The 14,252-nt window shown below is 68.8% G+C and carries 8 protein-coding genes; 2 read left to right on the forward strand and 6 right to left on the reverse strand.

From position 1 onward, the window contains the following. Window positions 1-47 precede the first annotated feature (47 nt). Window positions 48-3,419 (forward strand): autotransporter domain-containing protein, encoded by a 3,372-nt coding sequence (locus E2E27_RS15705; RefSeq protein ID WP_141460724.1) that lies wholly within the window; start codon window positions 48-50, stop codon window positions 3,417-3,419. Between the two features lie 81 nt (window positions 3,420-3,500). On the opposite strand, the gene E2E27_RS15710 is transcribed toward E2E27_RS15705, so the two are convergent. Together E2E27_RS15710 and E2E27_RS15715 are read right to left on the reverse strand one after the other, a co-directional pair. After that, window positions 3,501-4,169 carry a hypothetical protein gene (locus E2E27_RS15710; RefSeq protein ID WP_141460726.1) on the reverse strand — a complete coding sequence of 223 codons (669 nt, stop codon included), beginning with the start codon at window positions 4,167-4,169 and terminating at the stop codon, window positions 3,501-3,503. After that, window positions 4,166-4,372: a helix-turn-helix transcriptional regulator gene (locus E2E27_RS15715; protein WP_141460728.1), complete on the reverse strand. Its 207-nt coding sequence runs from the start codon at window positions 4,370-4,372 to the stop codon at window positions 4,166-4,168. Before E2E27_RS15715 ends, E2E27_RS15710 begins: the two co-directional genes overlap by 4 nt. A 354-nt stretch (window positions 4,373-4,726) precedes the next feature. Between E2E27_RS15715 and E2E27_RS15720 the strand changes: the two genes are divergently transcribed. Next, window positions 4,727-5,212 carry a lysozyme gene (locus E2E27_RS15720; RefSeq protein ID WP_234036088.1) on the forward strand — a complete coding sequence of 162 codons (486 nt, stop codon included), beginning with the start codon at window positions 4,727-4,729 and terminating at the stop codon, window positions 5,210-5,212. Window positions 5,213-5,332: 120 nt separating this feature from the next. Here E2E27_RS15720 and E2E27_RS15725 read toward each other — a convergent pair whose 3' ends face one another. From E2E27_RS15725 to E2E27_RS15740, 4 genes are all read right to left on the reverse strand, one after another. After that, on the reverse strand, window positions 5,333-9,589 hold the full coding sequence (locus tag E2E27_RS15725; protein ID WP_234036089.1) for a translocation/assembly module TamB domain-containing protein: 4,257 nt from the start codon (window positions 9,587-9,589) through the stop codon (window positions 5,333-5,335). Further along, window positions 9,589-11,937 carry an autotransporter assembly complex protein TamA gene (locus E2E27_RS15730; RefSeq protein WP_234036090.1) on the reverse strand — a complete coding sequence of 783 codons (2,349 nt, stop codon included), beginning with the start codon at window positions 11,935-11,937 and terminating at the stop codon, window positions 9,589-9,591. Before E2E27_RS15730 ends, E2E27_RS15725 begins: the two co-directional genes overlap by 1 nt. Beyond that, window positions 11,906-12,751: an arginyltransferase gene (locus E2E27_RS15735; protein ID WP_141460732.1), complete on the reverse strand. Its 846-nt coding sequence runs from the start codon at window positions 12,749-12,751 to the stop codon at window positions 11,906-11,908. Before E2E27_RS15735 ends, E2E27_RS15730 begins: the two co-directional genes overlap by 32 nt. A gap of 199 nt (window positions 12,752-12,950) precedes the next feature. Continuing rightward, the gene (locus E2E27_RS15740) at window positions 12,951-14,213 is read right to left on the reverse strand and encodes a threonine ammonia-lyase (RefSeq protein ID WP_141460734.1); all 1,263 of its coding nucleotides are present in this window, start codon (window positions 14,211-14,213) and stop codon (window positions 12,951-12,953) included. Window positions 14,214-14,252 lie beyond the last annotated feature (39 nt).

The raw sequence follows: 14,252 nt of genomic DNA on the forward strand, positions 1-14,252 counted from the left end.
CACTCCATCGGCTGACAGGGCAGCCGTCCCCTAATGGAGAGACGCACATGATTTCCTCGCAGAATACGCGCCGCAGCCTGCTGACCGGGTCGGCGCTGGCCGCGCTGTCGCTGGCGGCTGTCGCCACTCCCGCCATGGCCGTCGTCCCGAACGAGAACACCAACTCGGAAGAGATCGTCGACACCGATGACCAGTTCCGCGGCGTCGGGATGTTCTATCGCGCCGACGGGTTCGTCTGCTCGGGCACGCTGATCAATCCGCGCACCGTCCTTTTCGCCGCGCACTGCGTGAACGACGTTCCTGAAGAGGTCTATAACGTCGACGGCATTCCGGCGGCCTGGTCTTTCAATGTCGATGCCTTTCCCGGCTTTGTGAACTGGTTCGGCAACAACTTCGCCAGCAATCCGGAACTCGGTGTGTTCAACGTGAACCGGATTTTCTGGGATGCGCGCTCGACGCAGGACGCTTTCGGGCTCGGCTTCCTCGAGGCCGACATCGCGCTCGCCAGCCTCGATACCCCGGCGGCCGGCATCCCGACCTGGGCGCTGCTGTTCACCACCCTGCCCGCGCCCGAAACCAGCGACCCGGTGCTTGGCACGGGCTACCACGTCAACATCGTCGGCTACGGCGGCACCGGCAATGCGGTTCAGGGCCCGGTCGAGGGCATCGACTTCCGCCGCCGTGCGGCCGAGAACATGCTGGGCGGCTTCTTCTCGCTCGACGATCAGGACAATTACCTGTTCGGCCCCGGCGATCCGACCTTCCCGCAGAACCTCTATCAGCTCGACTTCGACTCGCAGGATCGCAGCTTCTTCCGCGACATCAACATCCACCGCGACGATGCGCTGCCCAACGAAGGCACCACCGCCGGCGGCGATTCGGGCGGCCCGCTGATCCTCGATGCGGCCAACAATACCCTCTCGACCGAAGATCTGGTGATCGGCGTGCTGTCGGGCGGTTCGCGCATTTTCGGCGGCACCCAGCCGTTCGGCTCGCTCGGCACCACCAGCTTCTATCAGCCGCTGTCGCTCTACTGGCAGTATATCGTCGAGAACAATCCCTACCGCTATGTCTCGGCCAAGGCCGGGAACGGCAACTGGGAAGATGCCAACCACTGGCAGACCGATCTCGATCCGATGTACCGGATCATCAATTCCGCCGGCCAGGTGGTCAACGGCCTGCCGACCACACCCGAGCTCGGGCCGAACGGCACCGACGGCAAGTTCGGTTCGTTCTGCGTCGAATTCGAAGAGCCGGGTGACGAATGTTTCAACATCGCCACCGGCGAGATCGAGGAAACCTTCACGCCGCCCGAAGGTGGCAACCAGCCGGCCACGGCAGGCGGCGAGCTGACCAGCGGCCGCGCACGGGTGTCGCTCGATGCCATCGCCGGCGGCGCAGAGATCACCGCGCTGCCGGGTGAAGTGGCCGCGCTCGACGCTGCGCTCGGCTCGCCGACGGCAACCCGTGCGGACCGCGCCAGCAACCTTCAGGCGCAGGCCGGCGAAGCAACGCTGCCCACCCCGACGCTGGCCAACGGCCTGCCGGGCGCAACCGGCTTCGTGCCCGACAACATCGACGCGGTCACCACCGCCGAAGTGCGCGTCGATCCGCGCTACTACGACGTGACGCTCAGCCGCGACGGCACCACCACGCTCTCGAGCGAAGTCACCATCGACCGGCTGACCGTGCGCGGCAATGCCGGGCTGACGGTGGCCGCGGCGGGCGACCTCACCTCGCTGATCGACATCAACCAGTTCGGCGGCCGGGTGAACGTCAATGGCGGCCTCACCTCGGTGGGCGATTACACGCTGTTTGCCGGGATGCTCGAAGGCACCGGCACGGTCACCGCGCCGTTCCTGACCAGCATCACGGGCGTCTTCTCGCCCGGCACGATGGGCACCATCGGCACGCTCACGATCGACGGCAATCTGGTGATGTCCTCGGGCACGCAGTTCAATGTCGACCTCGGCGCCGGCGCGACCTCGGATCGCCTCGCGGTGACCGGGATCGCCAATGTCGGCGGGATCGTGAACCTCGGCATGGGCGTGACCCAGCGGGTCAACGGCAACGGCCAGACCTACACCATCGTCACCGGCACCGAAGGCGTCAGCGGCACCTTCACCGAACGCCAGCTTTCGGCGATCCTCAGCCAGAATTTCATCTATCAGGACAATGCCGTGCTGATGGAGATTGAGGCGGCGAACTATTCGTCGGTGATCGATCCGAACAACCCGGTGCAGGATGCCTACGCCCAACTGTTCGACCAGAACCGCCCGAACGCGGCGCTGGCCGATCTCTACGCGCTGGACTTCGCTTCGGCCGAGACCATCCGCAGCACCTTCGACGGGCTCGCCCCGGTGAACGAGCAGGCGGTGCGTTCGATCTCGCAGATGTCGGTCAGCCTGCTGCAGAACTTCAACGATGCGCGGATGCGTGAGGCTGACAAGTCGCGCGCGGGCGGCAAGATTGCCGTCACCGGGCGTCCGCTGGATCTGGCGCAGATGAGCCTCGCCCCGGTCGGTGCCCCGCTCGGCGGCGCGCTGATGTCGATGCAGGACGGCGGCGAAACCGAAATGACCGAGAGCAGCCTGCCCGAAAATGTCGGCATCTTCCTCTCGGGCGGCTATGTCAGCGGCGAGGCGGACAGCCTGCCCGGCTTCGCGCAGGAAACCGACATCACCGGCCTGTTCATCGCCGGCGGTATCGAGTTCTACCCGGGCGAGAACACCATGGTCGGCCTGTCGGGCTACTACAACGACCTCGAAGCCGACACGCCGCTCGGCCAGCGGGTCGACAGCCAGACCTATGCCGCTTCGCTCTACCTGCGCCATGCCTTCACCGATGGCCCGGTGCTGGATGCGCAGTTCAGCATGGGCAGCCTCGGGCTCGACACCACCCGCACGGTGCAGTTCCTCGGCGCGACGCAGAGCCTGACCTCCACCTCGGATGACCGCCTGATCTCGGGTGCGCTGGGCCTGTCCTACGACATCACCAGCGGCATCGGCACCATCTCGCCGGGGATCGAGGCGCGCTATGCCAGCGTCGATCTCGACACCGTGCGCGAAACCGGTGGCACCACCGCGCTCGCCGTGTCGCGGGAGAATTACGAGAGCAAGCAGGCGCGCTTCGGCTTCGACTACGAAAACCGGGGCAAGGGCGTGTCGATCAACGGCTCGGCCCAGCTGGTGTGGGAGTTCGAGGACGGCCCGCAGCTGCTCGGCGCCAACTTCGCGCAAGGGGTGGGCCCGAATGCCAACTTCGTGCTCGATCAGGGCGATCACACCTGGGGTGAAGTCGGCATCAGCGCGACCGTGGGCGATGGTCCGCTGCAGTTCAGCGTCGGCGCAGACACCACCATCGGCCGCACCACCGCCGATGTGCAGGTCTATCGCGGGACGATGACCTACCGCTTCTGATCCGCACCGGATCGCAGCCAAACGAAAGGGCGCCTGCCACGCGGCAGGCGCCCTTTTCGTGTGCCGCCGACAACCGCCCGGTTAGCGCGGCCACAACATCCCGCGCCGCCCGGCCGTGATGAAGGTCGCCGCGAGCACCAGCACGTAGAACGCGGTCAGCAGATCGATCGGCGCAGGCGCGGTCGCATAGCCCACGTGCGCAGCCATCGCCCAGCCGCCGACACCCACCAGCACCAGCCCGTAGGTGAGCGCGCCGGCTTCGAGATTGGTCGCGAGCATCATCTCGTCCGCCGCACGGTAGCTCCGCACCGCGAACCACACCCCCGCCAGCAGTCCGATCGCTCCGATCGCCAGCGCGACCGGCGCCGCGAGCGGCCCGACCGGCGCCGCGCAGGCCAGCGCCAGCAGGGCAATGCCCCACAGCAGCATCGCAAGCCCGGCATCGACGAATTGCGACTGCATCTCGCGCACCTCGTCGGCATCCTCGACATTCAGGATCTTGGCCCCGAACGTAGGGCTCGATGCGCCCGCGAGCACGATGGCGGCGATCAGGATATAGACCAACGCCACCAGTCCGGCGATCTCGACCGACAGCGGCAGGCGCTCCAGCCCTCGCGCAGCGGCGACATCGCCCGCGAAATGGCCCACGCCATAGCCGACCGCTCCGCCGAAAATCAGGCCGCCGGTCAGCTGCAGAAGCATCTTGCGCCACTTGGACGGGGCGCGCGGAGGGGTGGTATCGCCGGTCATGCATCGGGCTCCCAATGGTCGATGAACAGGTCGGGCACCGCCACCCCGAACAGGCGCGCCATGCGCAGCGCAAGCGGCAGCGACGGATCGTACTTGTCGGTCTCGACCGCGTTGATCGTCTGGCGCGACACGCCGAGCCGCCGGGCAAGCTCGCCCTGGCTCCAGCCGCGTGCCTCGCGGTAATGTTTGAGACGGTTTTCCAAGCGCGGGCAGACCTGTGACGTGGTGGTGGCATCCGGGCGGCGGGTATATCCCCGCCGTCCTGACAAGAGCTCTTTACAGTCAAGAACTCTTGTCAGTCAAGAGCTCTTGTCACCCCGGCATTGGGGATTTTCCTACTCGTGGAAACTGTGCCTAATTGCCCGGCCTCGCTGTCCCGCCAACCGCTCCGGAGGCCCATCACCATGACCTTTCGCCCCGCTTCTTCGCTGCTGACGCTGATGCGCCGGCTCCAGTCCCTCTCCGCTGCCCCCGCGCCAGAACCGGCGCAAAACGAGACCGCGCCGGGGGAAGATTTTTTGCCCTTGGACAGTGTCTCATGTGTCTCCAACACGGCGGTGCCTGCCGTGGTTAGCCCCGCCGGAATCGCGCTGATCAAGCGCTTCGAAGGCTGTGCGCGGCTGCGCAGCGACAGGCTGGTGGAGGCCTATCCCGATCCCGCCAGCGGGGGCGAGCCTTGGACGATCGGCTGGGGCGCAACCGGGCGCGACGGTTTCCACGGCGGGCGAATCGGGCCCGGAACCTGCTGGACGCAGGCGCAATGCGATGAGCGCCTCGCCGAGGATCTCGCGCGCTATTCCGCCGAGGTTGCCGCCGCACTCGGCACCGCGCCCACCTCGCAGAACCAGTTCGATGCCCTCGTGAGCTTCCACTACAACACCGGCGCGATCGCCCGCGCGACCCTGACGCGCAAGCACATCGCCGGCGATCACGAAGGCGCGGCGCGCGAATTCGCCCGCTGGAACCGCGCCGCCGGGCGGGTGCTCAAGGGCTTGGTCAACCGCCGCGCGGCCGAGGCCGAGTTGTATCAGAGAAACGATTGATGCAATGCGCGACCACGGCGGCGCAAGCCGTCGCAAGCGCGACCGCGCGCCCGCAGCGACGCGGCCTTCAGGCTGCATGAGCGAGGATACTGCGCGGCGCAAGCCGCGCCCACAGAGGCCTCAATAATCCCGGCTGACCTGCAGCAGCACCGAATCGCGCCCGATGGTCGACACCGTGCCGAGCAGCGCCAGCCAGCTGGTGATGCGATATTCGACCTGCGTGGCGCTGTAGCCGCGCCCGTCGGTGACCAGCTCGACATAGATCTGCCGCGTGATGTTCTTGCCGATCGCCACGCCGGTCTCACGCCCGATCAGCGGATCGGCGCTGACGATGCGGAGCTGGTCGAGCCCGATCGAGCGGCGCAGCTGGCCGATCGGGTCGATCCCCCCGCCCCCGCCCTGCAAGGCGGCGAGCGCGGCGGCCAGCTGCACCGCGTCGGTCGCCGATAGCGAAGTGACCGAACCGCCGAACAGCAGCCGCGCGAGGATTTCCTCCTCGGGCAGCGCCGGGTCGGAAGAGAAGGCGATGGCGGGCGCGAGCGCATTGCCGGTGATCGCGATGTCGACATTGGTGCCGTTCTTCGATGTCTCGGCCAGCACGTCGAGGCGCGGATTGATCGGCTCGTTCACGTCGAACAGGATGCGGCCGCGGGTGAGTTCGAAGCGGGTGCCGGCGAAGGTGTAGTCGCCGCGCACCAGCCGCGCGGTGCCGCCGATGCGCGGGTCGTCCACCGTGCCGCGCAGCGCTATGTCGATGCCCCACTCGCTCTCGAGCCCGAGGCCTTCGACCGCGACCCGCCCGGGCGCGCTGGCGTTGACGAGGTAGCGCCAGCTGGCGTCGCGGGCCGAGGCTTGGGTGCGGCTGCGCCCGTCCTCGCCGTTGATCTCGCGGGTGGCGATGCGCGGCAGGGCCCGGTCTTCGGCGGCATTGCCCAGCGCCCAGCTGGCGCGGTCGAGCGTGACGCGCCCGGCGATGGTGCCGCCGCTGCCGTCGGAGACGATCCGCAGCGGGCCGGTGATGGTCGCCTCCAGCCCGTTGCCGTCGAGCAGGCGCGCCCGGCTCGCAGCTGCCCGCAGGTCGAGCGAGGGGCCGCGCACCGCGCTCATCCCGGCAAGGTCGATGGTGCCGCTGCCGCTGATCGCCCCACCGCCCGCGGTCGCGCCGGCAAAGCGCACCAGCTCAAGCCGCGATCCGGCGAAGCGGCCACGGGCGTTGACCTTGGTGATGCGGGTGCCGGTCAGGCCGCTCGACACGGTCAGATCGTCACTGGCGAGCGAGCCGTTGATGCGCGGATTGGCGAGCGTCCCGGTGGCGCGCGCGGCGATGCGAACCGGGCCGGCGAGGTCGAAGGCCTCGACCGCGGCGAGCCGCCACAGCGTCTCCGCCGCGCCGTCGAAGGCCAGCCGCGCATCGAGCCGTCCGCGCATCAGCCGGTCGGTCAGCGCGCCATCGGGGGCGAGGCCGGTGATCGCCACGGTCACATCGCCGCGCCGGTCATCGCCCTCGAACAGGCGGGCGGCGGCGGTCAGGCGCTGGGGCGTGAGATTGACCACGCCGAGCACGTTGATCGGCTTGGACGAGACCACCAGCCCCGCCCGGCTGAACCGGTCGATCCGGCCCCGAGCGCTGGCGGTCGGCGGTGCGCGGCCCGACTGGCGGTAGTCGATGATCCCGGTCAGGCGCCCGCCGAGGCCGAGGTCCGCGCCCGCCAGATCGAGCACCCGCAGCGGCATCCGCGACAGCTTGAGCTCGACCGCGGTCTCGCCGCCGCCGAGCTCGCCGGAGGCAATCGCGAAGCCGCCTGCAAAGCCGAACTGGGTCGGCGCGAGCGCCCATCCGCCGTCATCCTGCGCGGTCAGCACGGCGCGGCGCGGCATGGTGATCTCCGCCCCGCCATAGCGTCCGCGCGCCACCGCCGCGATCCGCGAGGGCGCGACATCGGCATCGAAGTTGAGCGCGAAGCGATCCGCCCGCCGCCCGGCGACATTGCCCGTCACCTTGCCCCGGCCATTGGTGATATCCGCCCTCGCGGTCAGGCTGGCGAGGTTGAGGCTGCCGTAACTGAACCCGGCAGCGGTGATGTCGGCCTCCACGCTGGTGTTGCCCTCGGCGATGCGCCCGGTCGCGGCGATGTCGGCGCGGGTGAGGCTGATCGGGGTCGCCCCGCCGAACTGCGCATTGCGCGCCGCCAGATCGACCGCGAAGCCCGTCGCCCCGCCGGTCTGCGGGCGGAAGCCGATGGTGCCGCTGACCCCGCCGCCCGCCAGCCTGAGGTCGCCCGAAGGCCCCGCCTCGCCCAGCACGACATCGCCGGTGACGGTGGTGCGATAGACCTCCAGCCGTTCGATTGCGATGCGGGTCGGTGCGTCCTCGGGGAGGAACAGCGCCAGCCGCCCGTCGAACGGGCCGAGCAGCGATCCGCCGCGCACGTCGAGCCCGAAACCCTCATCGCTCGGCGCGAGCGCGATGCGCACGTCGGTGAGCCCGGCGGCGGGATAGGGATCGGCCAGCACCAGCTCCCCGCTCGGCCCGTCGGCGGTAAACTGCGCGGCGACGGTGAAGGGGCCGTACTGCGCCTGCCGCCCGCTGCCCGACAGCACGGTGCGGGTGCCGCCGCTGCCGGGCACCACGCGGGTGTCGAACCGCGCGGTCAGCCGCGGCGCGGTGATCGCGGTGTTGCGCAGCACGATCGGCTGATCCGCGCCCATCCCGAGCTCGCCGTTGAAGCGCACCGTCTCGCCCGCGAGATTGACCAGTGTCGTATTGCCGATCCCGCTCAGCACGCCCGCCAGATTGGCCCGCAGGCTCCAGGGCACCGAGGGGCCGAACTTGACCAGGATCTTGGCATTGGCGGTGACATTGCCCGCGCCTTCGACCTTGAGCCCGCGCGCGGTGACCGGCCCGGCGATGGCATAGGCTCCGGCAGGGATATCACCCCGCAGCGACAGCTCTGCCTCCAGCCCCGGAAAGGTGATCCGGGTCTGATCGGCGGCGAGTTTCTGGCTGGCGAAATCATAGGTCAGCGCGCCGTTCATCCGGCCGCGCATCAGGCGCGGGTCGGCAAAGGCATTGCCGGTGACGACCTGCTCGGCGGTCAGCGCCAGCGGCACGCGCAGCACCGTGCCGTCGATCCGCGCGGCACCTTCCTGCGCGAGGCCGGTGGCGGTGACGCCCGACGCGGTCAGGCGACGCACATCGATCTCGTGCCGGATCGCCAGATCGTCGAAGGCACCCGAGAGACTGGCGACCAGCCTGCCGCCCTCGATCCGCACGGTCTCGCCCAGCAGATCGGGGTCGCGCAGCGTGAAAGCCACGCGCGCGCCGTCGACCGCATTGTCGGCGAGATCGGCGACCCCGGCAGCGCGCAGATCGATGCCGTCCGAGACCGCTGCGGCACGCCCTTCGATCACGCTGTTTTCCAGCGTGAAGCTGGCCGCAAGCGAAGTGGTCTCACCCAGCGCGCGGCCTGTCACCGTGTCAGGCCCGAGCCCGGCGCGCAGCTGGCCGAGCACGCCATAACGCCCGGCATCATTGGTGATGCGGAAGGCCGCGACCGGGGGCGCATCGCCCGCGGCATCCTGCCGTACGACCGCCGCACCGCGCCAGCGCGCCCAGCTGCCATCGCCGACGATCCGCCCGGAATAGCCTTGCTCCAGCCCCGCCAGCCCGCCGATCACCCCGCCCGCCGGGGCCAACGCATCGCCCGCCAGCACGAAGCGGTCGCCATCGGGCTCGGCATCGAGCAGCAGCGTGATGCGATCGCGCGCGCCCAGCCGCGCCTTGGCGTCGATCAGCGCGCGGCCCTGGCGGATATCGACCCGCGCGGTGAGATTGGCGCGCTCGTCACGATCGGTGGCGAGGCCCTTGGCGATCACCAGATCCTCGATATTGAGCTCGTCCACCCGGATATCGAAATCGGGCAGCAGCGGCGCATCGGGATCGCCCGGCAGCAGTTCGGGCAGCCGGGTCAGCCGCCCGCGTCTGGCGGTCAATTCGCGAATGTCGAGCCCGCTCCAGACCCATTGCAGCGGCCGCCAGTCGAGCCGCATTTCGGGGATGGTGAGGAACACGCCCTTGGGGTCGCTCACCGTCACCGTGCGCAGCACCGCCTGCGAATAGATATCGCCCTCGATCCGCCCGACAGTGAAGCGCAGGCCCGACGCCGGGGCCACCGCCGCGATCTGATCGGCGATGAAACGCTTGCCGATCGGTGTGGCGAGGAAGCCCGCCACCAGCAGAACCGGGGCGAGCAGCAACGCCAGCGCCCAGCCGAGCCGCTTGGCCCACACGCGCTTGCGCCGCCCGCCCGGTGCGGGCCGGGGCGCGGGCTCGGCCTCGGGCGTGGTCGGGGGCGGAGGGGTCATCTCCTCGGCCATCAGAACGCCTGACCCAGACTGACATAGACCACCACCGGACTATCGAAGGGGCCGGGATTGAGCGGGGTTGCGACATCGACGCGGATCGGGCCGAAGGTCGTCTTGTAGCGGATGCCGATCCCGGCCCCCCAGCGGATCTCGTCGAAGTCGGGGGTCGATCCACGGCTGACCGAGCCAGCGTCGATGAAAGGCACGACCTCGAGCGCTCCGTCGAACAGCGGGGTCTCCACCCGCGCCTCCAGCGCGAATTCGACCAGCGAGGCGCCGCCGGTGGGATTGCCCTCGGCATCGCGCGGGCCGACGCCCTGGAAGCCATAGCCGCGCACCGAGGCCCCGCCGCCGCCATAAAGCCGCCGCGAGGGCGCAATCGCGTCGATCCCGGCGCCTTGGATGGTCGCCGCGCGCACCCGCCCCGCCAGCACCGCGGGGCCGAGCGACTGGTAGTAGCTCGCATCGCCCTGCGCGCGCAGATAAAAGCTCTCCGCCCCGCCCTGCCGCGAGACTTCGGGGGCGAGGAATACCGTGGCGCGGTAGCCCTGCGTGGGATCGAGCAGGTCGTCGCTCTGGTCGAGGGTGAGGCTGCCGAACAGCCCGCCGATCAGGAAGGTGCGGCGCGGCAGCGGCGCGCCCGGCGCGATGCGCACGTCGCGGTTGCGCTCGTCGGTGTAGAGCAGTTCGGTGCCGATCTGCCAGCTGATCGGCTTCTGGAACAGGATGTTCGACACCTTCTCGAAGGTCGCGCGCATCCCGCCCCCGCGCGAATCCACCGCCTGCGTAGTGATGTCGCTGGCGAAGAGATCGACCGTCAGCACCTGATCGCGCCCGAGGAAGTTGTTGCGCCGCACCCCGACGCTCGCCAGCGCCTCGCGCGTGCCGAGGATGCCGCGCAGCCGCAGCGCGCCTTCGGGCGGGAAGAGGTTGCGGTGTTCCCACCGGCCTTCCACCTTGAAGCCGTCCTCGGTGCCGTAACCGATCGCGCCCGCGATGGTGCGCAAGGGCGCGCGTTCGAATTCGACATCGAGCGCGACTTCGCCCGGCTCGCCATCCTGCGGCGCGCGGGTTTCGCGCGGGGTCACGGTGGCGCTGGAGACGAGGCCCGTGGCGATCACCGCGCGGCGCAGGTCGGTCTCGAGACTCTGCTGGAACACGTCGCCCTGATCGAAGCGGGCGATGCGCGACAGATGGCGACCGGAAAGGAAGCGATCGTCACTGCTGACCACCGGGCCGAAAACATATTTGCCGCCCGGCTCGACATCGAGGGTCAGATCACCCTCGACCCGCGCATGGTCGATCAGCAGTTCGGGCTCACCCACCTCGGCGAAGGGATAGCCGGTCTCGCCCAGCGCGACGCGCAGTTCCAGTTCGCGCTCGACGATGCGGTCGGCATAGAGTGGGTCGCCGGGCTCGATCCCGAAGGCAGCGATCAACCGGCTGGCATCGGGTTCGGGCAGCGCGGGCAGCGCGCCGAGGCCGATGCGGCCGAAGCTGTAGCGCGGGCCCGGCAGGATATCGAACCGCACGCTCGGCTCCGCGGCAACGTCGGAGCGCGGGCCATCGCCCTCCTCGTCGCGCGCGCGGCGGCCACCCGACAATTGCCGCACCACCTCACCGCTGTAATAGCCATAGGTGCGCAGGATATCGCCCAGCAGCTCCTCGTCGGCGCGCGCGCGGGCGGCAATCTGCGGCACGGATTCGCCCTCGTTGTCGAGCGAGCGCAGGGTCGACAGATCCCTGAAGCGGTCGATGAATTCATCCCTTTCGGGGAAGGCATCGGGCGCGACGGGAAGCGCGAGGACGAGGGTGCTGCCGATCTTGGTTTCGGCCAGTTCGGGCGATTCCGCCATGATCGGCGCGTCTATGCTGGCCAGCGCCTCAAGCGCGGGATCGGGCGCAAGCGGTTCGGGCTCTTCGAACGCGAAATCGGCAAGGGCATCGCCAGCCGGGGCGAGCGGATCGGTCGCGAAGGGCGGCGCGTCGGCGGCGAGCCCGGCCTCGGCCAATGCCCCTTCGGCGAGCGGATCGTCGGGCACTACAACGGGCGACTGGTCAGCGACGCCGCCAGCGGCCCAAGCCTCGGGATTTGCGAGCGCGTCTTCGGGGATCAGCGCGTCGAGATTGTCGGGCACCGGCGCAGATTCGGGTTCCGGATCGGTCTGCGCGGATGGTGCCGTCGCTGCTTCCGCTGGCGGGTCATCACGATCGACCTCTTCCGGCTCGACCTGCTCCTGCGCCTGAAGCGGCGCAGCTGCCAACGCCAGCGCGCCGTGACCCAGTCCGGCGAGCAGCGCAAAACCGAGCGTGAGACGTCGCCGGGCCCTAGCTGGCCGTGAATTTGACAGGCTGTCCATCCTTGCCCCGCGCGCCTGCGGGGAGTTCATCGGCGATATTGCGCGGCGCGGTCGCAGCGGCGGTCAGGCGGCGCTGTTCCTCCGGATCGAGCAGCTGCCAGCCTTCGCGGGTCAGCCGTTCGAGCGGGCGATAGCGCACCTTGTACTGCATCCGCGGGCTGCCTTCGACCCAGTAGCCGAGATAGACATAGGGCAGGCCCTCGGCGGCGGCGCGGCGGATGTGATCGAGAATGATGTAATTGCCCAGCCCCGCGCGTTCCGGATGATCGGGCTCGTAGAAGGAATAGATCATCGACAACCCATCGCCCTGCCGGTCGGTCAGGCAGGCGCCGACCAGCCGCCCCGGCTTGCCGTTCGCGCCGGGCTCGCGATATTCGGTGACCACGGTGCCGACCGGCGTGTGCTCGATCATGTCGGCATAATCCATCTCGTCCATCGCCGACATCCCGCCATCGGGGTGACGCTGGCCGAGATAGCGCGAGAGCAGCGCGAATTGCTCGTCGGTCGCCCAGGGGCGGCATTCGTTGACGATGAGATCGCTGTTGCGCTTCATGTCGCGCTTCTGCGTGGCCGAGGGCTGGAACTGGCTCGCCAGCACCCGCACCGAAACGCAGGCCTGACAATCGAGGCAGGACGGGCGGTAGGCGACCGTCTGGCTGCGGCGAAAGCCGATGCGCCCCAGCGCTTCGTTGAGCTGATCGGCGTGCGGGCCCTTCAATTCGGTGAACACCTTCCGCTCGCTGCGCCCCGGCAGATAGGGACAGGGCGCGGGGCTGGTCACGAAAAACCGGGGGAAGCGGATCGGTGCCGTCACGGGTGGGACCTGTCCTTGCTGCGAGTGAATCGCGGGTGGGCGAAAGTGTTAAGAAAATCTTATGCCCGCACAGATGTTCCGGTAAAAGTCCCTTAACCATGAAAATGTCGCGAAATATGCAAAGACCCGCTCGGCTCGCCGCAAAAGCGGGTCCGCTATGGTGCAAAAAGGGGCACCTGACGCCCCCGTTTTCCGGAAATCAGCCGAGTTCGACCAGCTGGACGGTATAGCCCTTGGCTCGCAGCCCTTCGACCAGCCGTTCGACCTGCTCGGCATCGCGCGCTTCGCATTCGATGTCGGTGATCAGACCCTTGGCCGGCAGCGTGGTGAAGATGCGCTGGTGGTAGATCTCGATGATGTTGACGTTGTGCTCGTCGAACAGGCGCATCACCTTGAACAGCGCGCCGGGGCGATCCTGTAGCGTGATGCGCAACCGCGCGAGGCGGCCCTGCCGGGCCAGATCGCGCAGCAGCACATTGGCGAGCAGCCGCGTGTCGATATTGCCGCCGCACAGCGCCAGACCGATGCTCTTGCCCGCAAACCGCTTGGGGCTGCCCAGCACCGCAGCGAGGCCCGCCGCGCCCGCGCCTTCGACCACGGTCTTCTCGATCTGGAGCAGCAGCGCCACCGCCTTTTCGAGCGCGGGTTCATCCACCAGCAGGATATCGTCGACCCGCTCGGCGATCACCTTGGCGGTGAAATCGCCCGGTACCTTGACCGCGATGCCTTCGGCCAGCGTGTCCCCGCCGCAAGGCAGGCTGCCGCCCTTGATCCGATCGAACATGGAGGGGAACAGCCCCGCCTGCACGCCCACGACTTCGATATCGGGATTGAGCGCCTTGGCGACCGTCGCCATCCCCGAAATCAGCCCGCCCCCGCCGATCGGGGTGACGATGCAATCGAGATCGGGCTTCACCTCCAGCATCTCGAGCGCCACCGTGCCCGCGCCTGCCGCCACGTCGGGATCGTCGAAGGGGTGAACGAAGGTCAGGCCCAGTTCGCCTTCGAGCTTGCGCGCATGGGCATAGGCTTCGTCGAAGGTCTCGCCCTCCAGCACCACCTTGCCGCCGACGCTTTCGGTCTGCATCACCTTCACCGTGGGCGTGGTGCGCGGCATCACGATGGTGACGGGCACGCCCAGCCGCGTGCCGTGGTAGCTCAAACCCTGCGAATGGTTCCCTGCCGAGGCCGCGATCACGCCGCGCCCGCGCTGCTCGTCGTTGAGCAGCAGCAGCGCGTTCAATGCCCCGCGCTCTTTGTAGGCGGCGGTAAACTGGAGGTTCTCGAACTTCAGCCAGATATCCGCGCCGGTAATCTCCGACAGCGTGATCGAGTGCATCATCGGGGTCTTGACCACCGCGCCTTCGATCCGCGCGGCGGCGGCGCGGACGGTGTCGAGGGTCAGGTCGGCCGGAGTGGCGGCGGCGCCCTTGGGGCTCTGGGTTGCGACGTGCGTTGCCATGGTGCCAGCGCGATTAGAGGCTCGCAGCCGTAAGGGCAA

The sequence above is a fragment of the Porphyrobacter sp. YT40 genome (genome assembly GCF_006542605.1).
Lineage (GTDB): Bacteria > Pseudomonadota > Alphaproteobacteria > Sphingomonadales > Sphingomonadaceae > Erythrobacter.

What these genes read in the sequence shown, in the direction of transcription:
- E2E27_RS15730 (WP_234036090.1), bottom strand. Translation starts at nt 11,937, where the DNA reads ATGGACAGCCTGTCAAATTCACGGCCAGCTAGGGCCCGGCGACGTCTC.
- E2E27_RS15710 (WP_141460726.1), bottom strand. Translation starts at nt 4,169, where the DNA reads ATGACCGGCGATACCACCCCTCCGCGCGCCCCGTCCAAGTGGCGCAAG.
- E2E27_RS15705 (WP_141460724.1), top strand. Translation starts at nt 48, where the DNA reads ATGATTTCCTCGCAGAATACGCGCCGCAGCCTGCTGACCGGGTCGGCG.
- E2E27_RS15740 (WP_141460734.1), bottom strand. Translation starts at nt 14,213, where the DNA reads ATGGCAACGCACGTCGCAACCCAGAGCCCCAAGGGCGCCGCCGCCACT.
- E2E27_RS15725 (WP_234036089.1), bottom strand. Translation starts at nt 9,589, where the DNA reads ATGGCCGAGGAGATGACCCCTCCGCCCCCGACCACGCCCGAGGCCGAG.